Origin of the sequence: Collinsella aerofaciens (assembly GCF_001404695.1) — a bacterium.
GTDB lineage: Bacteria > Actinomycetota > Coriobacteriia > Coriobacteriales > Coriobacteriaceae > Collinsella > Collinsella aerofaciens_E.
Window position 1 is genome coordinate 21,491 of record NZ_CZAQ01000012.1, and the last position, 17,874, is coordinate 39,364.

Consider the following 17,874-nt stretch of genomic DNA (forward strand, 5'->3'; position numbering starts at 1 on the left):
ATAGTTAGCGCCATATGTTCATGGCGGCCCGCGTTGTGCGCCGCCCTTATCACGGAGGTTACCATGTCCAACCAGGGCAAGAAGGTCAAGACCCATTATCGCGGCACGCTCGACGACGGCACGCAGTTCGATAGCTCCTACGATCGCGGCGAGCCGCTGGAGTTCACCTGCGGCGCCGGTCAGATGATCAAGGGCTTCGACGCCGCTGTTGTCGACATGCAGGTGGGCGAGAAGAAGACCGTGCACATTCCCGCTGCCGATGCCTACGGCGAGCACAACCCCGAGATGGTCCTGACCTTCCCGGCTGAGCAGGTCCCCAATATCGAGCAGATCGAGAAGGGCATGAAGCTCTTCCTGTCCACGCCGAGCGGCATGCCCGTCCCCGCCGTGGTCATCGACGTGACGCCCGAGGCCGTGACGCTCGACGCCAACCACGAGCTGGCCGGCAAGGACCTCAACTTTGATATCGAGCTCGTCGAGGTCGAGGGCTAGAGCATGCCTGAACGCTTGGTTTCGACGACATGCTTGGGAAATCTCAACGATCCGTCCTATGAACTCCTGCTTCGCCGGAAGCTGGGCGGCGTCTTTGAAGTTGACGAGCTGCTGCTCGATTGGGACCAAGCTGATGTATGCGCGTTTGTGGGCGTGACGGAGCTGGGGCGCACGATCGATGTTCGGCTGGATACTGCCGACGGCGGTCGTCTTGCCGATGGCGACGTGCTCGCCATTGACCGTTCGGGCGTGGTGTCCGTGGCGGTTGTCGTGCGCCTGCGCAGCGCCGAGGTTTATTTGGTCGAAGTCGACCGCATGGATCCGATTGCGCTCGCGCATGCATGCTGGGAGATCGGCAACATGCATGCGCCGCTCTTCCGGGGCGACTCGGACGAGCATACCGTGCGCATGTATACGCCGGTGCAGCCGGTTTTGGGCCGTATGCTTCGCGGTGTCGAGGGAGCTCGAATCTCGATCGTTTCGCACGAGCTCGATGCGGGCCGACGCTTTGCGTCGAGCGCGGCCGATGTTGTCGTGAGCATGGCTCCGGACTTTACCATCGTTAAAAAGACGCGCGACTAAGCGCGCGTATGCGCAAGACGGGCTTTGAGGGGTGACCGATCAAGGTCCGTCTTGCTGTTGATAGGAGGCTTTGGGGGAAGCATATGGGTCTTGAGGGAATCAAGCTGATTGCATGCGATTTGGACGGCACGTTGCTGCATCCGGGGGAGCGCGAGCCGCGTTCCGAGGCCTTTGAGCTTATCGATGAGCTGCATCGTCGCGGTATCGTGTTTATGCCGGCGAGCGGCCGTCAATATGCGAGCCTGCGCTACCTGTTTGCCCCGGTGGCCGATGAACTCGCCTATGTATGCGAAAACGGAGCCCTGGTCATGAGCGAGGGGCGTGCCGTGGTCAAGCGTTCTATGGAGCGTGGCCTGGCCATGGATATCGCGAATGCCGTGGTTGCGTACCCCCATGCCGACGTGACCCTTTCGTGTGAGGGGCACCTCTACAGCATGAGCGGCAACGATGCGTTTGTCGATCACCTGCGTTATGAGGTCCATTGTGATGTGGCGGTAGTTGACCGTCCCGAAGACATTGACGAGGATGTCATTAAGATTGCCTTCCAGACGCCCGAGGCGGAGCAGCCGGCGGCGCTGGAGTATTTTGTGCGTCGCTTTAGCGACCGGGTCGATGTGATGACGTCGGGAACCGAATGGACCGACTTTATCGGCTTTGATTCGGGCAAGGGGTCCGCGCTTGCCGATTATGGTTGTGCGCTGGGGATCTCACCTAACGAAATGATGGCGTTTGGCGATAACGAAAACGACCGCGACATGCTCAACGTAGTGGGCCATCCCTATCTAATGGAGAGCTGCAATCCCTCTATGCGTGGCATCAACGACCGCGTCCGTTACGTACGCACGGTCGAAGAGGAGCTGCGTCGCCTGCTCGCCGAGTAGATATTTGGGACATGCCTAGAAATGTACTGTTTGCTGTAGCGGATGGGCAAGTAGATTTGCAGGCATGTCCCAAAGGCTACTGGCAGTCGGGGCAGAGTCCCTCAAAGATGGTGTAGTGCGAGCTGACGCTCCATCCGATTTGTTCGGATGCCCTGGCGTCGAGCTGGGCGTCGAAGGGGAGTGGCACGTCGATGACGCGGCTGCACGAGGTGCAGATGATATGTGCGTGCGGCTCGATGGTGCGATCGAAGCGGCTGCCGCCCGGCGTCTTAATAGAGAGAATCTCCCCTGCGTCGGCTAAGAGATTGAGGTTGCGGTAGACCGTGCCGCGGCTGATCTTGTCATCCTGTTCGCGTACGGCGTTGTAGATTTCGTCGGCGGTGGGATGGTTATAGCTTTGGCGCACAGCGTCAAGAACCAGCTTTCGCTGCCTGGTATTCCTTCTTTGCACCGCCATGCGCCTCGCCTCTTTTCTATCAACGGTTGTAGGTAAATGATACCGTATTTAGCACACAATACTAATAACGAGGAATGAAACCGTCTTCATTGGCAAGTGGGGCTCGGGCCTGGGCGTCTACGAGGCGAAAACGCGTTCCCATGCGCTCGTAGGAGGCGTGAAGCGCCTCGAGTTGAGACACGATGTTTGTCGGCGTGCCTTGTAGCTCCATCTCAACCGAGCCGTCTTCCATATTGCGCACCCAGCCGGTGAGGGAGCGCGCCTGCGCGAGGTTGGTGTTGGTGAAGCGGAAACCGACGCCCTGGACCTGCCCTTCCCACCGCAGGAAATAGCGCTGCGGGGCGTCTTGAGTGGCCTCGTCACTTGCGAGCACGGTGAGCCTACGGCGCAGCTCGAGCTCGACGCCAGAAGGCTTTTGGGGTTCGCGGCTGCCGCCGGCGACGCCCGAGAAAAGCTTGTCGAAAAAACCCATCGCTATGCCTGCTTGCCTGCGTCGGCCGGGAAGGCGATACCCGCCTGCTGACGCACGGCATCCATGATACGCAGCGACACGAGCGTGACATCGCGGTAGTGGCCGAGCTCGTGGCGTCCCGCCGGGGTCTCCCAAATCTCTTCCTTAACGTTATCGATGCCGCCGATGGCGCTGATAAAGTCTGTGAGTTCGTATTCCATAGTGTTGCTCGATTTGGGAAGGTCGAGCACGCGGCTGTTGTCGCCCTGTTCGCGCGGTGCCTCGGTCGCCGAGCCGCGTACGACGTCGCCGCGATAGTCGATGCGGACGTTGCGGGGCGTGGACAGATGGTCGATCTGGATAGTGCCACGCTCGCCTTCGATCTGCGAGGGCAGCAGGTCATTCGTAATTTTGGAGTGCGCAAGCTCGACGGAGATACGGCCACCGCCGTAGCTGGCGAGGATGGAACCGCAGCCGTCGATGGGGCCGTGCGTGAGCTCTTGCGTTGAGGGGTCAAGCAGCGTGGTCATGCTGGTGAGACCGGAGGGCATGCCGAAGATCTCGACCATGGGCTCGACGGTGTAGACGCCGATGTCCATGAGGGAGCCCGAGGCCATGTGGCAGTCGAAGATATTGGTGGCGCGCCCCGCGAGAACCTCGTTGTAGCGCGAAGAATACTTGCCAAAGCGCAACGATGCACGACGAATGGGCGCAATCTCGCCCAGGGCGTCCTCGATGGCGTGGAAGGCGGGGTCATGGAGCGGGCGCATGGCCTCGAGGGCTACGACGCCCGCCGCCTCGGCTGCGCGAAAGACCTCGAACGCCTGCGCCTCGGTGGCACAAAAAGGCTTTTCGACGATGACGTGCTTGCCGCCTGCGATACAGGCGAGCGCCTGCTCGTAGTGGAGCGCATTGGGGCTGCCGATGTAGACGGCATCGACGTCGGCGGCTGCCGCAAGCTCATCGAGTGAAGTAAAGTTTCGCTCGCCACCGCGCTCGGCGGTAAAGGCGGCACCGCGATTGGCATCGCGTGAAAGCGTGCCCACAAACGCGGCTTGGTCGTTGGCGTTGACGACTTGGATAAAGTCGTCGGTGATCATGGATGTGCCGATGGTCGCGATGCGCAGCATACGTCCCCCTTGCGTTGTTTGGTCTACAGGATGAGTGTAGCGCGTGGGGATATAAAGCTGCGCGAAAACGCTATTACAGGTCGCTCTCGTTAAAGCCGGCGTCGATATCGAGGTTGCTGCCGTCGGCCGCCGTGGTGGCGAGCTCATCGCAGCGCTCGTTGAGCTCGTGACCGGCGTGACCCTTAACCCAGATGAAATCAACCTTGTGCTTGCTTTTGGCGGTGAGTAGGCGCTCCCACAGGTCGCGGTTCTTGACGGGTTGCTTGTTGGCGGTTTTCCATCCGCGCTTTTTCCAGCCGTCGATCCAGTGCTTGTTAAAGGCGTTGACGACATACTGCGAATCGGAATGGACTTCGACCTCGCAAGGGCGGTTGAGCGCCTCGAGCGCCACGATGACCGCCATGAGTTCCATGCGGTTGTTGGTGGTCTTGGCATAGCCGCGCGAAAGCTCGGAGGTGAAGGTCTTGCCGGCGGGGTTGGTGTATTTGAGCACGACGCCGTAGCCGCCGCGTCCCGGATTTGATCGGGCCGAGCCGTCGGTATAGATGATGACCTTCACGGGCTTCCTTTCGTTGAGTGCATTTCGTGTGAGTGACCATTGTAGCGCCATGCCCGCCGGGGGCCAGCAATCTACGATTTCTACCCCGTCTTCCGACTGTTAGTTGGCATGGATGATGCGGTTGAGCTCGTCGAGGTATTGCTGCAAGAGGAGAGAGGGCTTGCGCTCGTCGTGCATGATGTAGCCAACGTGCATCGTTGGGGCGTCTGCTAGCGGGATCGATGCCATGCCCCATTGCATTTCATTGGAGAGGACACCGGTCGACAGGGTGTAACCGTTCGACGTGATAAGTAAGTTAGTAAGTGTTCCGCGGTCCGAGATTCGTATGTTGCGGTCGCAAGGGATATAGCTAAAAGGTTCCTCGGCGTAATAGAAGGAGTTTGAGGTTCCCTGCTCAAAGCTGTAGCGCGTATAGGGCGTGAGGTCGGCAAGGGACAGCTGCGGGCGGCGTGCGAGCGGGTGGCGCTCGCTAACGAAGACGTGGACCGTCGCGTCGAATAGGGGATGGAAGCTTGCGCGGGCATCGGCGAAGGCCTTCTGCAGAACGCGGGCGTTAAAGTCATCCAGATACAGAATGCCGATATCGCTGCGAAACGCACGGACGTCATCGATGATCTGCGATGTGGTGGTCTCGCGCATGATGAACTCGAACTTGCTGTCGCGGCAGCGCTCGACTACGTTGACAAAGGCCTCGACCGAAAAGGCGTAGTGCTGGGCGGAAATGGCGAGGCGGGCTTGCGGGGTGCCACCGTCCTCGTAGCGTGCCTCGAGCATGTCGGCCTGCTCTACGACCTGGCGCGCATAGCCCAAAAGCTCGGTGCCGTCGTTGGTGAGCGTGACGCCGCGGCTGGAGCGCGTAAAGATCTCCAGATGGAGCTCTTGTTCTAGGCTTTTGACGGCGTTTGAGATGTTGGACTGAGCGGTATAGAGGCGCTGAGCTGCGGCGTTGATTGAGCCGGACTCTGCCACGGCGATAAGAAAACGAAGCTGCTGGAGTGTCATCGGTGCCCGTCCTTTCGATAGCTATCTAAAAAACCGATAACAGGTTAGCGCTTTTAAGTGATTGACCGAGTGAGACAATGCTCGTACTATTCAAAACACACAAAGGCGGTAGGTAATTAAGCCGACCATGGAACCGGGATGTCAAAAGGAGGACCGCATATGAACTGCTTACCAAGACGAATGCCGGGCTCCTGTTTGCGCCCGTCGGCGTGATCAGGAGACAGCGACTTACTTCTCTCTTATTTATTTACTTTCGTTCGATCAAGGAGATCATCATGAGCCAGTTCATCAACAACCCCGAGCACACCTTTGGTTTCGATACCCTGCAGCTTCATGTTGGCCAGGAGAGCGCCGACCCCGCATCCGACTCCCGCGCCGTGCCTATCTACCAGACCACGAGCTATGTGTTCCGCAACTCCCAGCACGCCGCCGATCGCTTTGGTCTTGCCGACGCCGGTAACATCTACGGCCGTCTGACCAACTCCACCCAGGGCGTCTTTGAGGACCGTATCGCCGCGCTCGAGGGTGGCGTGGCCGGTCTTGCCGTCGCCTCCGGTGCCGCTGCCATCACCTATACCCTGCAGGCTCTTGCCCAGGCTGGTGACCACGTGGTGGCTCAGAAGACCATCTACGGCGGTTCCTACAACCTGCTGGAGCATACGCTCTCCCAGTTTGGCGTCGAGACCACGTTTGTCGATGCTCATAACCTGGAAGAGGTTGAGGGTGCCATCAAGGACAACACCACGGTCATCTATCTCGAGACGCTCGGCAACCCCAACTCCGACATCCCCAACATCGACGCCATCTCCGAGATCGCCAAGAAGCACGGTCTGCCGGTTGTCGTCGACAACACTTTCGGCACCCCGTATCTGTTCCGTCCGCTGGAGCATGGCGCCAACATCGTCGTTCACTCCGCAACCAAGTTCATCGGCGGCCACGGCACCTCGCTGGGCGGTGTGATCGTCGACGGCGGTAACTTCGATTGGAAGGCGAGCGGAAAGTACGCCCAGATCGCTGAGCCCAACCCCTCCTACCATGGCGTCTCGTTTGCCGAGGCTGCCGGTCCCGCCGCCTTCGCAACCTATGTCCGCGCCATCCTGCTGCGTGACGAGGGTGCCTGCATCAGCCCGTTCAACGCCTGGGTCCTGCTCCAGGGCACCGAGACCCTGTCGCTGCGCGTTGACCGTCATGTCGAGAACACCAAGAAGGTCGTTGAGTTCCTTGCCGGCGACAGCCACGTTGCCAAGGTGAACCACCCGAGCCTGCCTGAGCACCCCGATCACGAGCTCTATCAGAAGTACTTCCCCAACGGCGGCGCTTCGATCTTCACCTTTGAGATTAAGGGTGGCCAGGAGGCTGCCTGGAAGTTCATCGATCATCTGCAGGTGTTCTCGCTGCTCGCCAACGTGGCCGACGTCAAGTCGCTCGTCGTGCACCCGGCTACCACCACGCACTCCCAGCTCTCTGCCGAGGAGCTCGCCGAGCAGAACATCACGCCCTCCACGATCCGTCTTTCCATCGGTACCGAGAACGCCGAGGATATCATTTGGGATCTGAAGCAGGCCTTCGCCGCGCTGGACGAGTAAGGCGACTTGTGCAAGGACCCCTTGCGACTCGATAGGTATAACTGCATAAAATGCCTGCTCAAGGCGCCTGTGCGAACAATGGTTGCACAGGCGCCTTTTTTGCATAGAGCGGGTGCAAAAACAGGGTTTTTGACACGCTTTATGCATTTGAGTTGTGGAAAACTCCTGTTGAGAGGATGTGAGTTTTACGCAATTGACGTGCGCCTTTTGAGTAAAACCGCAGGTCGCGATTTGCTCGGGGTACTATGCAGCGCGATCGAATCACACGCAGCTCAAACGCAGCAAAAACGCACTACGGAGGTTTCCAGCTACATGAGGATCGATTCACGAAAACCGAAAGCCGCCGCCCTTTCCGCCGCTCTGACCGTGGCACTTTTGGCGGGCGCCGGTGCAACTGATGCCCACGCCGCAACACTGTCCGATACGGTTGGATCTACGCCGTCCGAGACGACGCTGGTACAGCCCGTTGACTATCGCGGCGATGGTTATGGTTCCATGCAGGAGTGGAACGCCTCGATGGAGGCCAAGCGCGATTCCCTGGAGATGCGCGCTCAGATCATCATGAACATGTACGGTGACTATGCCACCGATGACGAGCGCGCTGTGCTGCAGGGTTGCATCGACGGCGCGGGTAGCCTGTTGACGATGGGGGAGGTCGACGCCAAGTCGACCGAGCTCGATGAGCTGCGCATTGCGCTTGAGGATGCCAAGCGCAATGCGCTCGAGGCTGCCGCCGAGGCGGAGGCTGCCGAGGTCGCCCAGGCTTCGTACTACAACGCCGGTTACACTCCGTCCTACGCGTCTGCCGCGTCCTACGCGAACGGATCGGGCCTGACGCGCTCTGCGGGTGTCAATAACTACAACGGGCGCCGCGAGACCTATTACAGCAGCAATGTGCTTTATCACTATCGCACGGGCGAATGGACTCAGGATTCTGAGGGCTTCTGGCGCGATTCCGACGGCTATTACGTTGTTGCCGCGGGCGATATGGCCCAGGGCTCGACCTTTACGGGCTCCAAGGGTGATTGCAAGGTCTATGACTCCGGTTGCGCTGCCGGAACCACCGACTACTACACCGGTTGGTAATTTTTCTGCATCACGGATATTTGGCGGACGGGCGTCTTTACCGAGCTTTAGGGCAACGTAAGGACGTCCGTTCTATGTATGCGTTTGAGTTAACAGAGCCCTTACCGTGGCGGTACGCTGGGCGTATGGATGCGGGGCACACTGGTTCTTGAGAAATAAGGTCTTTCTCTTGGAGGAAGTGGTCTTGTGAATGCTCGAGATATTGCCGTTGCCGCCGTCGCGTTGATGCTTGGTTGCCTTGGTCCTACGGCCGCGCTCGTCGCGGGTATGCAGGGGTCTTGTGGGGCTGCCTCTATCGTGGTTGACGTGTTGATCGCGGCCGCGCTGCTGGGAAGTGCGGGTGTAGCCCTTTGTCGCGACGATGAGGGCCAGGCGTCGGAGTCGCAGCTCTAACCGTTGTGAAGCTGATTTTTGGTCAAAGATGAAAAAGGAAGCCGCCGCGAGGGGAGTGCCCCTTGCGGCGGCTTTACCATTGGATCTGTTGGCTGCAGTATGCCGAGCACTACCAGCTGCCTTCTATTTCGCGAATCCTCTGGTAGAGCCAATCGTTTTGCGGCACTTGGATATCGTGTTTGGCGGCCAGGCGGCAAATGGTGCCCGCGAACTCCTCGACTTCGGTTTTTCGTTGTGCGATGCGGTCCTGCGCCATCGAGGGCATACCGGTGGGGTCGATTCCCTCGATGAGGTGCACCATTTGCGTCAGGTCTGCCTCGGTCAGCTCAACGCCCTCGGCGTTGGCAACCGCAAGCGCCTCGCGCATGGCGGAGACAAAACAGCGGCGCTGCTCGGAGCCCGGCTCCGTGGCGCTTCCGTAGGTCCCGCCGTAGGCCATGCAGGTCTGGTTGATGCCGTCGTTGAGCATGAGTTTGGCCCACATGCGGTGGGCGATGTCGTCCTCGACGGTATGGGCGATGCCGCAGCGCGTATAGAGCTCGTCGATAGCGGCGACAGTCGCGGGGTCGGTGCCCGCTGCCGCGCCAAAGCGAATCTCGCCCGCATTGGTAAAGGTGAGCGCGCCGTTGAGGAACACGGCGTCCATGCCCTGGCAGATACCAAGAACGGTATGCTCCCAGCCAAAGCGTTCGGCAATCTTTTGCTCGCTCGTAATGCCGTTGCACAGCGAGGCGATGAGCGTGTTGGGTCCCACGACACGCTCCATAGTCTTGAGTGCTTGGTCGAGACCGGTGGTCTTGACCGTCAGGATGACCAGATCGGCGGGTGTCGCCTCGCTGGCGCGGACGGACGTGAGATCGCAGGGCTTGCCGTTGACGGTGAGCGCGTCGTTCGCATGGCGCTCAAAGCGAGCGTCGTCCATGACGTATTCGACGGCGTCGTTGCCGAGGGCCTTGGCAATCATGCTGCCGTAGAGCAGGCCGACGCCGCCCTTGCCGATAAAGGCGACCTTGTTGATCTGCATATGAATCATCTCCCCATATAAAAGGCGCCCGCATATGGGGCGCCTGATGGATTGTATGTCGTCGGGGCGTTTGGTGGGCGCGCGGGGCTGCTGTTGTGAAAAAGAAACTATTGCGCTGTGCGCTTATGCCGCGGGGCAGACCACAAAGACATGCGCGTGGTCACGCCCGGTTCCTTTCATCGGGCTTTTTGCTGATGTTAAAGCGGTGCCGTGACGGCTCGATTTCTGCTGCGTTACGATACGTTCTCAATTGCGATTCCGATGTGTTTCGATGACGTGACGGGTTTGTTTCGCCTTGTCAGGGCTTCGATGGGAGGGGAGGGGCCGTGCAATATCGCGTTGACCCCAAAAGCGGCAACCGTATCTCGGCGTTGGGGCTGGGCTGCATGAGGTTTCCCGGTGCGCCGGGACGCCCGGATGCGAAGACTGCCGACGCCATCATCTCCCGTGCGGTGGAGCAGGGGATTAACTACCTGGACACGGCCTATCTCTATCCCGGCAACGAGGCTTGTGTGGGTGCGTCGCTTGAGCGCCTGGGCTTGCGCGACCAGGTTTTGCTCGCAACCAAGCTGCCGCATGCTTCGTGCAAATGCGCGGAGGATTTCGACCGGTTCTTCGACGAGCAACTGCGCCGCCTGCGGACCGACCATATCGACTATTACCTCATGCACAACATTACCTCGCCCGCCCAGTGGGAACGTGTGGTGGCGTTGGGCATCGAGGACTGGATCGCGCGTCAAAAGGCGGCGGGGCGCATTCGCCAGATTGGTTTTTCGTACCACGGCAGCGCGGCGGATTTCCTGACGATGCTCGATGCATATGAGTGGGACTTTTGCCAGATCCAGTACAATTACGCTGGAGAGCGATATCAGGCGGGAACAGCGGGGCTCATGGCCGCCGCCGAGCGAGGCCTCGCGGTGTTTGTGATGGAGCCACTGCTGGGCGGGCGTTTAGCGGGCAAGCTGCCGCCACGGGCCCGCGCTGTGCTCGATAGTGCCCGTGACCCGCATTTGCGCACTCCTGCCGCCTGGGGTCTTTCGTGGGTGTGGAATCATCCTCAGGTGACGATGTTGCTTTCGGGTATGACCGATACCGCGCAGGTGGATGAGAACGTGGTGTTGGCCGATCGGGCCCTGCCGGATTCGATGACAGCTACTCAGCTCGACACGATCGCGCACGTGCTGGATGAGTTTGAAAAATCGAATCGCGTGCCCTGCACGGGATGCGGCTATTGCATGCCGTGCCCTAAAGGCATCAATATCCCTGGATGTTTTGCCGCCTACAACGCGAGTTATGCGCACAGCTGGTTTACGGGTCTATCGCAGTACTTTACGGCGAGCGCGGTGCGTACAAGCGAGGCCAAGCTGGTGAGCAATTGCGTCAAGTGCGGCAAATGCGCGCGCCACTGCCCACAGCATATCGATATTCCCGAGCGTCTCGATGACGTGCGCCGACGCTTCCAGCCTGGACCCGTGACGGCAGTGCTTAAGGCCTTCGGCAAAACGCGCTCCTCGTGACCCTTTTATAACTTGCGGTGGAATAGTTCCTGTTTGCGGCAGAATAGGGCTTAAACAGGGACTATTCCACCGCAACTGAAGGGGGCTGTCGTGGGCCATCGGGATTCATGTAATGATTCGCGTGGGGTTCGTTGGGGCATTTTGGGCGCTGGGCACATTTCTCATCGATTTGCATCGTCGCTCAAGAAGGTCGACGGGGCACGGCTGGTGGCTGCGGCCGGCCGCACTCCTGCACATGTCGAGGAATTTTGCCGAGTGTTTTCGATCGATGCTGCGCATGGCCATGCCTCGGCCGACGATAGCGGCGATGCGGCTTATGATGCGCTGATTGCCGACCCCGATGTCGACGCAATCTACTTGGCTCTTCCGCATGGCATGCATACGCGTTGGGCCTGTCGCGCGCTGTGCGCCGGAAAGGCCGTGCTGTGCGAAAAGCCGGCCGTTTTGAGTGAGGAAGAGGCTCTCTCGATCGCCTCCACCTCTCGCGAGCGCGGTGTGTTGTTTATGGAGGCGATGAAGAATCGGTTTTGCCCGATGCGCACTCGCGTGAAAGACTTGCTTGCGTCGGGTGAGCTTGGCCGTATCGTCTCGATTGAAAGCGTGCAAAAGCTCGATTACGGCGAGTCTCCTTCGGGCTATCTGCTTGATCCGCTGCAGGGCGGCTGTCTATATGACATGGGCTGTTATGCGGTCGGTTGGTTTGAGGATTTGCTCGCGGGCGCGTGCGAGGTTTCGTCCCGTGAAGTTCGCTGGCGTGACGTATCGGGCGGCCGCGTCGATTGGGCCGATGAGATCCATATGAGCGTCGGCGGTATACCCATTCATATGGTGTGCGACGGCAAAGCAACATATGAAAGCCGCTTAACGATTGCCTGTGAGCGGGGCTCGTTGGAAATCGAGCGTCTCCATCGCCCCGAGCTCGCTCATGTGAAGTATTCCGACGGTCGGATACTCGAAATCGATGCACCATTTGAGGTCGATGATTTTTACGGTGAGGTGTCGCATGCGGCGCGGCTCATTCAGGCGGGGAAACTCGAAAGCCCCATCATGTCCCTAGCCGCCACACAGCGCTGTGCGCACATCATCGATGCGATTCGCTTGAAACTTTAGGGCGTGGGGGCTCGGCGGACCGTGCCCCTGATGCCCCTTTTATAACTTGCGGTGGAATACGGTCTGTTTGCGCCAAAATAAGGCACCAATAGACCGTATTTCACCGCAACTGATGAGGGGGAGTTGGAGATGCTGACGATCGGGTGTCATCTTTCGACGACGAAGGGCTATCGGGCAATGGGGGAGACGGCGTTGTCCATTGGCGCCAATACCTTTGCATTCTTTACGCGCAACCCGCGCGGTGGCAAGGCAAAAGACCTTGACATGGATGACGTGGCGGCTCTGCGCGAGCTTATGGCGCAAAACGACTTTGGACCGCTGGTGGCGCATGCCCCGTATACCTATAACCCCTGCTCCGCTAAGGAGCGGGCGCGCGAGTTTGCCTTGGAGGCTATGGCGGAAGATTTGCAGCGTCTGGAAGCGCTGCCCGGCAACTACTACAACTTCCATCCTGGCGCGCATGTGGGACAGGGGGCAGACGCCGGCATTCAGATGATTGTCGACACGCTGTGCCAGGTGATGTTTGAGGGGCAGCAGACGACGGTATTGCTCGAGACCATGGCGGGCAAGGGCACCGAGGTGGGTCGTAGCTTTGAGGAACTGGCGCTCATCATTGAGGGTGTTGCCGGCAAGCGCCCCGAGCTGTCGGCCAAGCTGGGCGTTTGTTTGGATACCTGCCATGTGAGCGATGCCGGCTACGACATCATCCATGATCTGGACGGCGTACTCGACGAGTTCGACCGCGTGGTGGGTATCGATCGCTTGCATGCCGTACACATCAACGATTCGAAGAACCCTTGTGGCGCCCATAAAGATCGCCACGAGTGCATCGGCAAGGGATACCTTGGCAGCGAGGAATTTGGTGGCGGTATGCAGGTTATGCAGAATATTGTATCGAATGGCCGCTTGCGTTCGCTGCCGTTTATTTTGGAGACTCCGAACGAACTTGCAGGTTATGCAGCTGAAATTAGGCTATTAAGGTCATTGCAGCAGTAATAACTGTCACAAAGTAGAGTATTCCATTCACGTTATGGGTTTGTTTCAATCAGTTTTCTCATTGCAGATTCGTAATTCCGGGTGCATAATAGCCAACAGTTTTTGCAGACCTCTGAATCAAACGAGGTCACCGGAAGGAGACTGATTATGAAGCTGAAGAAGCTTGGCGCATTTGCCGCCACGGGTGCTATGGCGCTCGCCCTCGCTCTGACGGGCTGCGGCTCGTCCAACGCCACCTCTGGTTCTGATGCCGGTTCCAGCAGCTCTGACGACGCTAAGGTCGAGAAGGTCGACGGCTCCAAGGAGTACGCGCTCGTCAAGGACGGCACGCTGACCGTCGGCACCTCTGCCGAGTACGCGCCGTTTGAGTACAAGGATGACAACGGCGACTACCAGGGCTTTGACCTTGAGCTCATCAAGGCTATCGGTGACAAGCTGGGTCTGGATGTCGAGTATGTCAACAATGACTTTGACACGCTGGTTCCGGGCGTCGCTTCGGGCGCCAAGTATGACGTTTCCATCGCGGCTATCACCGACACGCCCGAGCGTGAGAAGGAAGTCACTTTCTCTGATTCCTACTACATGGACGATCAGGCTATCGTGACCAAGGTCGATAACACCGACATCACGGCCGATAACTTCAGCGAGAAGCTCAACAACGCCGACGCTACCATCATCGTCCAGTCTGGCTCGACCGCCGAGGCCTTTGCCCAGGAGAACTTCCCGAAGGCCAAGATCGTCCCCTACAAGGACGCCACCGAGTGCTTCAGCGCTCTGCAGTCCGATAAGGGCGACGCCGTAGTCACCAACCGCTCCGTTGCCAGCCAGCTGACCGCCGAGCAGTTCAACACCTGCCAGACCATCAAGCAGATCAGCACCGGCGAGGAGTACGCCATCGCCATCAACCAGGGCAACACCAAGCTCAAGGACGACATCAACCAGGCCATCAAGGACCTGACCGACGACGGTACCGTCGACGCCCTCATGGCTAAGTACAATATCAAGTAAAATAACTACTTGATTGCGCGCGGGCCCTTTCCGTTTTGCGGAGAGGGCCTTTGCGCTTCTCTTGACGGAGAGCGTTTCCGTCTCGTTTTGCCGGCAACTTCTACGATAGGAGCCACCTTGTCTCGACTGAACAAAGGGGCCGCGGAGCAGCGTTTTCCACTGTCCGCCTTGCTCCAAAAGCTAGCCTGCGTCATGGCCGTGGCGCTCGCGCTGGTGTGCGCGGGGGCATATGCGCCCACGACCGCTCAGGCGCTTGAGACCGCAAAGATTACCGCCCGACCCAACACCGGTTCGGGCAGCGATGTGGTCGGCGGCACCGAGACGCGCATTACCTGGGAAGTTCAGGCCGATGCCGACGAGGAGCTGAGCGGTCTTTCTTTGACGTTTGTCGACGGCACGACGTTTGGTACCGATGACACGCGATTGACGATGCTCTCGGGCGAGGACCTCATGGATCGTACGCCCATGAAGCCCACGTGCAAGGCTGACGGCCAGACGCTCAAGATTGACTTTGGCGAGACGGCGCCTGCCGGCGGCTATTTCCGCGTCGAGGTTTACGGTGTGACGTTTCCCGTCGAGGGCGGCGATGAGGCCTTTAGCGGCACCTATACGCTCGCCGACGGTTCGACCAAGAAGATCTCCAAGATTCCGTCGGTGGAGATCAAGGGCGTGACGGCCTTCGATAACTTCCTGGCCGACCTTAAGGAGCAGCCGTGGGTCGAGGCGTGGAACTCCAATATGTTCCTGCGCCTGTTCCTGAACCCGGTCATTTTGGTCCAGAGCCTGCCGATCGTCTTCAAGGGCTTCCTTATGTCGCTTTCGATCGTGCTCGTGGCGTTTCCGCTGGCAATTCCCTTTGGCTTTGCCCTGTCGCTTATGCGCATCTCCAAGTCGCGCATCCTGCGCTGCCTCGCCGGCATCTACGTGAATATCATTCGCGGTACGCCGGCGTTCCTGCAGATCTATATCGCGTTCTTCGGTCTGCCGTTGGCCGGCGTCAAGGTGGACGACTATGTTTTGGGTGTTATCGTCATGGCCATGAACTCGTCTGCGTACCTGTGCGAGATCTTCCGTGCCGGTATTCAATCGATCCCCAAGGGCCAAAACGAGGCTGCTCGCTCTCTGGGCATGAATGCCTTCCAGACGCTGCTCTACGTTATGATTCCGCAGACGTTCCGCAATGTTTTGCCTACGCTGACCAGCGAGTTTATCTTGCTTTACAAGGATACGTCGCTGCTTGCCGCCGTGGGTGTGGTCGAAATCGTCATGAACGCCCGTACCATCGTGGCCACGACGGGCTCCATTACACCGTACGTGGTTGCCGCCCTGTTCTATCTGGTCATCACCCTGCCGCTCGCTCGCTTGGTGAGCGGTCTTGAGGCGAGGCTTTTGGGTACGACCGAGACCAAGAAGAAGCGTCCCGCCAAGAGCGCCGGACAGGTTGTCGCGACGCCTGCCGATCACATCGCCGGTCTGTAAGGAGGTCCTATCATGAGCGAAACCAATAACTCGAACGAGGTCGTCGTCAGCATTAAGAACCTCCAGAAGGCCTTTGGCGATAACGTGGTCCTGCGCGATATCGATCTGGATGTGCATAAGGGCGAGGTCGTCGTAGTTCTGGGTCCTTCGGGCTCGGGCAAGTCGACGATGCTTCGCTGCATCAATCGTCTGGAGCATCCTACGAGTGGTTCGATTGTCGTCGAGGGCGTGGATGTGTGCGCCAAGGGCGTTGACCTCAATAAGGTGCGTACGCACTTGGGCATGGTGTTTCAGCAGTTCAACCTGTTCCCGCACCTGTCGGTCAAAAAGAACGTCATGCTTGCGCAGCAAAAGGTGCTCAAGCGCAGCAAGGAAGAGGCCGAGAAGATCGCCGTCGAGGAGCTGACCAAGGTCGGTCTTGCCGAGCGTATCGACTTTATGCCGAGCCAGCTCTCGGGCGGCCAGCAGCAGCGCGTTGCCATCGCCCGCGCCCTGTCGATGAACCCTCACGTTATGCTCTTTGACGAGGCCACGTCGGCGCTCGATCCCGAGCTGGTTCGCGACGTTCTGGGTGTCATGCGCGACCTGGCACGCGATGGCATGACCATGATCGTCGTGACGCACGAGATGGGCTTTGCCCGCGACGTCGCCGACCGCGTCGTCTTTATGGACGGCGGCGTCATTGTGGAAGAGGGTACGCCGAGCGAGGTCTTCGACCACCCCAAGAGCGAGCGCACCAAGGCGTTCTTGGGCAATATCTCGTAGCCGGTTGATGTAACTGCCGTTATAAAAGAGCGGGGGCTGGACTTGAATCCAGCCCCCGCTCTTTTGTAGGGATAAGGATGCGCTTTGATGCAGACTCTTTTGGAGGTCCTGGGTTCGTTACGCGAGCTCGGCTCCGAGGGCCTTGCAAGCGGTCTCGCCCTCATCGTCGGGCGCATCGTAGCAAATGACGGAATCGACGACATTGACGCCCGCCTCGTCGGCATCGGCCTTCCAGTTGTCCATCCACTCGCCCTCGGCCCACGAATAAGAGCCAAAGAGGACGACCTTCTTATCGCCGAGGGTCTCCTTGACCTCGTCCCACATAGGCTGGAACTCGTCATACTCAAGCTCCTCGGAACCCATGGCGGGGCAGCCGAAGGCAATGGCGTCATAGCTGGCGGCCTTGTCTGCGGAGAAGTCGGCGCAGGAGATGACCTCTGCCTCGGCGCCGGCACCGGTTGCGCCCTCGGCAACGAAGTTTGCCATGGCCTCGGTGTTGCCTGTACCGCTCCAGTAGACTACTGCGATCTTGCTCATATGTTTTCCTTTCGGTTGCGCGGCGTGCGGCCGCGTTTTGTATGCTCTATCGGGTTGCCTGGACAAGTTGTTCCAGGGTGCAGCCCTGTTGATAGATGTAGGTAAGGTATTGCGTGCATGCACGATAGGAATCGAAGGTCGTGAGCGCCTGCTCAACGTTTGTGTATACCTTCCATGCGCCAAAGACCTTATAGTTTTCACCGTGCTGGACGATAAACTGATGGACATCTTCGTAGGGATAGCCCAAAAAATAGCCAATTTCGTGGGGGAACTCGCACATGCACCCCGTATCGCAGTGCCTATTTCGCGCTAGCGCGCAGACGCTGCCGTCATAGGCGCTCTCTGCGGCATTGCTGCTTGCCAGCGTGATGCGCGCGGCGAGATGCACCAGGGATGCGGGCAGGTTGTGGACATCGTAACCTTCGGCGGCTAGCGCCGTCGTGGCACGGGGGTCGGAGAGGTATCGCATGAGGTCCGCAGGGCGATACACATAGATGAGCGCTCCGCAGGGGCGCCAGACCAAAACGCTCATATGGATTCCGAGTGGCTGGAGCTCGCGGTTGCATTGGGCTATGACGGCGAGCAGGCGAGAGCGTCGCTCTTCGATATGGGCGGCGCCGGGTTTTCCGTTTTGGTTGGCGTAAACGCCGGGATAGGTAAAGAGCGAAGCCGGCTTGATACCTGCGAGCGTAGGGGAGCAGTTGCGCACGACAGCCGTTTGGTATGTTGGGATGTCAATGGTTCGAGTCACGATGCTCCTTTCGGGTCCTCAGTTGTTAGCCTAGGAAAACTTATACACGAAAGTAAGCCATGGTCAAC

General features: G+C 59.0%; 20 protein-coding genes. 12 read left to right on the forward strand and 8 right to left on the reverse strand.

The window, feature by feature from the left end:
• Nucleotides 1–63 precede the first annotated feature (63 nt).
• The 3 genes from AQ996_RS04485 (at nt 64) to AQ996_RS04495 (ending at nt 1,955) form a co-directional block, all read left to right on the forward strand.
• Nucleotides 64–492, forward strand: coding sequence for an FKBP-type peptidyl-prolyl cis-trans isomerase (locus AQ996_RS04485; RefSeq protein ID WP_035138874.1), 429 nt, complete (start codon nt 64–66; stop codon nt 490–492).
• A 3-nt stretch (nt 493–495) separates the two neighbouring features.
• Nucleotides 496–1,074: an urease accessory protein UreE gene (locus AQ996_RS04490; RefSeq protein WP_055251402.1), complete on the forward strand. Its 579-nt coding sequence runs from the start codon at nt 496–498 to the stop codon at nt 1,072–1,074.
• Nucleotides 1,075–1,157: 83 nt separating this feature from the next.
• Complete coding sequence (locus AQ996_RS04495; RefSeq protein WP_055251404.1) at nt 1,158–1,955, forward strand: HAD-IIB family hydrolase; 798 nt, start codon at nt 1,158–1,160, stop codon at nt 1,953–1,955.
• Between the two features lie 76 nt (nt 1,956–2,031).
• On the opposite strand, the gene AQ996_RS04500 is transcribed toward AQ996_RS04495, so the two are convergent.
• From AQ996_RS04500 to AQ996_RS04520, 5 genes are all read right to left on the reverse strand, one after another.
• Entirely contained in the window at nt 2,032–2,412 is a 381-nt protein-coding gene (locus AQ996_RS04500; RefSeq protein WP_172674613.1) for a Fur family transcriptional regulator, read from the reverse strand.
• A 61-nt stretch (nt 2,413–2,473) separates the two neighbouring features.
• The gene (locus AQ996_RS04505) at nt 2,474–2,884 is read right to left on the reverse strand and encodes an acylphosphatase (RefSeq protein WP_055251406.1); all 411 of its coding nucleotides are present in this window, start codon (nt 2,882–2,884) and stop codon (nt 2,474–2,476) included.
• Between the two features lie 2 nt (nt 2,885–2,886).
• Nucleotides 2,887–3,993, reverse strand: coding sequence for a Gfo/Idh/MocA family protein (locus AQ996_RS04510; RefSeq protein WP_055251408.1), 1,107 nt, complete (start codon nt 3,991–3,993; stop codon nt 2,887–2,889).
• Nucleotides 3,994–4,066: 73 nt separating this feature from the next.
• Nucleotides 4,067–4,603, reverse strand: coding sequence for a ribonuclease HI (rnhA, locus tag AQ996_RS04515; RefSeq protein ID WP_055251410.1), 537 nt, complete (start codon nt 4,601–4,603; stop codon nt 4,067–4,069).
• 48 nt (nt 4,604–4,651) lie between these two features.
• Nucleotides 4,652–5,554, reverse strand: coding sequence for a LysR family transcriptional regulator (locus AQ996_RS04520; RefSeq protein ID WP_055251412.1), 903 nt, complete (start codon nt 5,552–5,554; stop codon nt 4,652–4,654).
• A 275-nt stretch (nt 5,555–5,829) separates the two neighbouring features.
• Between AQ996_RS04520 and AQ996_RS04525 the strand changes: the two genes are divergently transcribed.
• The 3 genes from AQ996_RS04525 to AQ996_RS04535 all read left to right on the forward strand — a co-directional run bounded on the left by AQ996_RS04525 (nt 5,830) and on the right by AQ996_RS04535 (nt 8,619).
• Nucleotides 5,830–7,140: an O-acetylhomoserine aminocarboxypropyltransferase/cysteine synthase family protein gene (locus tag AQ996_RS04525; RefSeq protein ID WP_055251414.1), complete on the forward strand. Its 1,311-nt coding sequence runs from the start codon at nt 5,830–5,832 to the stop codon at nt 7,138–7,140.
• Nucleotides 7,141–7,452: 312 nt separating this feature from the next.
• A complete protein-coding gene (locus AQ996_RS04530) occupies nt 7,453–8,226 on the forward strand; it encodes a hypothetical protein (protein WP_055251416.1) in 774 nt (257 codons plus the stop codon).
• 186 nt (nt 8,227–8,412) lie between these two features.
• Nucleotides 8,413–8,619 (forward strand): hypothetical protein, encoded by a 207-nt coding sequence (locus AQ996_RS04535; protein WP_055251418.1) that lies wholly within the window; start codon nt 8,413–8,415, stop codon nt 8,617–8,619.
• Nucleotides 8,620–8,728: 109 nt separating this feature from the next.
• On the opposite strand, the gene AQ996_RS04540 is transcribed toward AQ996_RS04535, so the two are convergent.
• Entirely contained in the window at nt 8,729–9,643 is a 915-nt protein-coding gene (locus AQ996_RS04540) for a ketopantoate reductase family protein (RefSeq protein ID WP_055251420.1), read from the reverse strand.
• Nucleotides 9,644–9,969: 326 nt separating this feature from the next.
• Between AQ996_RS04540 and AQ996_RS04545 the strand changes: the two genes are divergently transcribed.
• The 6 genes from AQ996_RS04545 (at nt 9,970) to AQ996_RS04570 (ending at nt 16,518) form a co-directional block, all read left to right on the forward strand.
• Nucleotides 9,970–11,160: an aldo/keto reductase gene (locus AQ996_RS04545; RefSeq protein WP_055251422.1), complete on the forward strand. Its 1,191-nt coding sequence runs from the start codon at nt 9,970–9,972 to the stop codon at nt 11,158–11,160.
• A 90-nt stretch (nt 11,161–11,250) separates the two neighbouring features.
• A complete protein-coding gene (locus tag AQ996_RS04550; protein WP_055251424.1) occupies nt 11,251–12,270 on the forward strand; it encodes a Gfo/Idh/MocA family protein in 1,020 nt (339 codons plus the stop codon).
• Between the two features lie 129 nt (nt 12,271–12,399).
• Nucleotides 12,400–13,266, forward strand: a complete 867-nt coding sequence (locus tag AQ996_RS04555; RefSeq protein ID WP_055251426.1) for a deoxyribonuclease IV — start codon at nt 12,400–12,402, stop codon at nt 13,264–13,266.
• 147 nt (nt 13,267–13,413) lie between these two features.
• Nucleotides 13,414–14,274: an ABC transporter substrate-binding protein gene (locus AQ996_RS04560; protein ID WP_022094421.1), complete on the forward strand. Its 861-nt coding sequence runs from the start codon at nt 13,414–13,416 to the stop codon at nt 14,272–14,274.
• Between the two features lie 117 nt (nt 14,275–14,391).
• Nucleotides 14,392–15,753: an ABC transporter permease subunit gene (locus AQ996_RS04565; RefSeq protein ID WP_253274603.1), complete on the forward strand. Its 1,362-nt coding sequence runs from the start codon at nt 14,392–14,394 to the stop codon at nt 15,751–15,753.
• A gap of 12 nt (nt 15,754–15,765) precedes the next feature.
• On the forward strand, nt 15,766–16,518 hold the full coding sequence (locus tag AQ996_RS04570; protein WP_055251428.1) for an amino acid ABC transporter ATP-binding protein: 753 nt from the start codon (nt 15,766–15,768) through the stop codon (nt 16,516–16,518).
• Nucleotides 16,519–16,635: 117 nt separating this feature from the next.
• Here the strand turns inward: AQ996_RS04570 and AQ996_RS04575 are convergent, their stop codons facing one another.
• Nucleotides 16,636–17,055, reverse strand: a complete 420-nt coding sequence (locus AQ996_RS04575) for a flavodoxin (RefSeq protein ID WP_055251430.1) — start codon at nt 17,053–17,055, stop codon at nt 16,636–16,638.
• Between the two features lie 46 nt (nt 17,056–17,101).
• Entirely contained in the window at nt 17,102–17,806 is a 705-nt protein-coding gene (locus AQ996_RS04580) for a DUF3793 family protein (RefSeq protein ID WP_055251432.1), read from the reverse strand.
• Nucleotides 17,807–17,874: the final 68 nt, after the last annotated feature.

Bases quoted from the DNA above. Each gene is read 5' to 3' on its own strand.
- AQ996_RS04530 (WP_055251416.1), top strand. From the start codon at position 7,453: ATGAGGATCGATTCACGAAAACCGAAAGCCGCCGCCCTTTCCGCCGCT.
- AQ996_RS04490 (WP_055251402.1), top strand. From the start codon at position 496: ATGCCTGAACGCTTGGTTTCGACGACATGCTTGGGAAATCTCAACGAT.
- AQ996_RS04575 (WP_055251430.1), bottom strand. From the start codon at position 17,055: ATGAGCAAGATCGCAGTAGTCTACTGGAGCGGTACAGGCAACACCGAG.
- AQ996_RS04520 (WP_055251412.1), bottom strand. From the start codon at position 5,554: ATGACACTCCAGCAGCTTCGTTTTCTTATCGCCGTGGCAGAGTCCGGC.
- rnhA (WP_055251410.1), bottom strand. From the start codon at position 4,603: ATGGCGCTACAATGGTCACTCACACGAAATGCACTCAACGAAAGGAAG.
- AQ996_RS04560 (WP_022094421.1), top strand. From the start codon at position 13,414: ATGAAGCTGAAGAAGCTTGGCGCATTTGCCGCCACGGGTGCTATGGCG.
- AQ996_RS04485 (WP_035138874.1), top strand. From the start codon at position 64: ATGTCCAACCAGGGCAAGAAGGTCAAGACCCATTATCGCGGCACGCTC.
- AQ996_RS04570 (WP_055251428.1), top strand. From the start codon at position 15,766: ATGAGCGAAACCAATAACTCGAACGAGGTCGTCGTCAGCATTAAGAAC.
- AQ996_RS04540 (WP_055251420.1), bottom strand. From the start codon at position 9,643: ATGCAGATCAACAAGGTCGCCTTTATCGGCAAGGGCGGCGTCGGCCTG.
- AQ996_RS04500 (WP_172674613.1), bottom strand. From the start codon at position 2,412: ATGGCGGTGCAAAGAAGGAATACCAGGCAGCGAAAGCTGGTTCTTGAC.
- AQ996_RS04495 (WP_055251404.1), top strand. From the start codon at position 1,158: ATGGGTCTTGAGGGAATCAAGCTGATTGCATGCGATTTGGACGGCACG.
- AQ996_RS04555 (WP_055251426.1), top strand. From the start codon at position 12,400: ATGCTGACGATCGGGTGTCATCTTTCGACGACGAAGGGCTATCGGGCA.
- AQ996_RS04505 (WP_055251406.1), bottom strand. From the start codon at position 2,884: ATGGGTTTTTTCGACAAGCTTTTCTCGGGCGTCGCCGGCGGCAGCCGC.
- AQ996_RS04525 (WP_055251414.1), top strand. From the start codon at position 5,830: ATGAGCCAGTTCATCAACAACCCCGAGCACACCTTTGGTTTCGATACC.
- AQ996_RS04510 (WP_055251408.1), bottom strand. From the start codon at position 3,993: ATGCTGCGCATCGCGACCATCGGCACATCCATGATCACCGACGACTTT.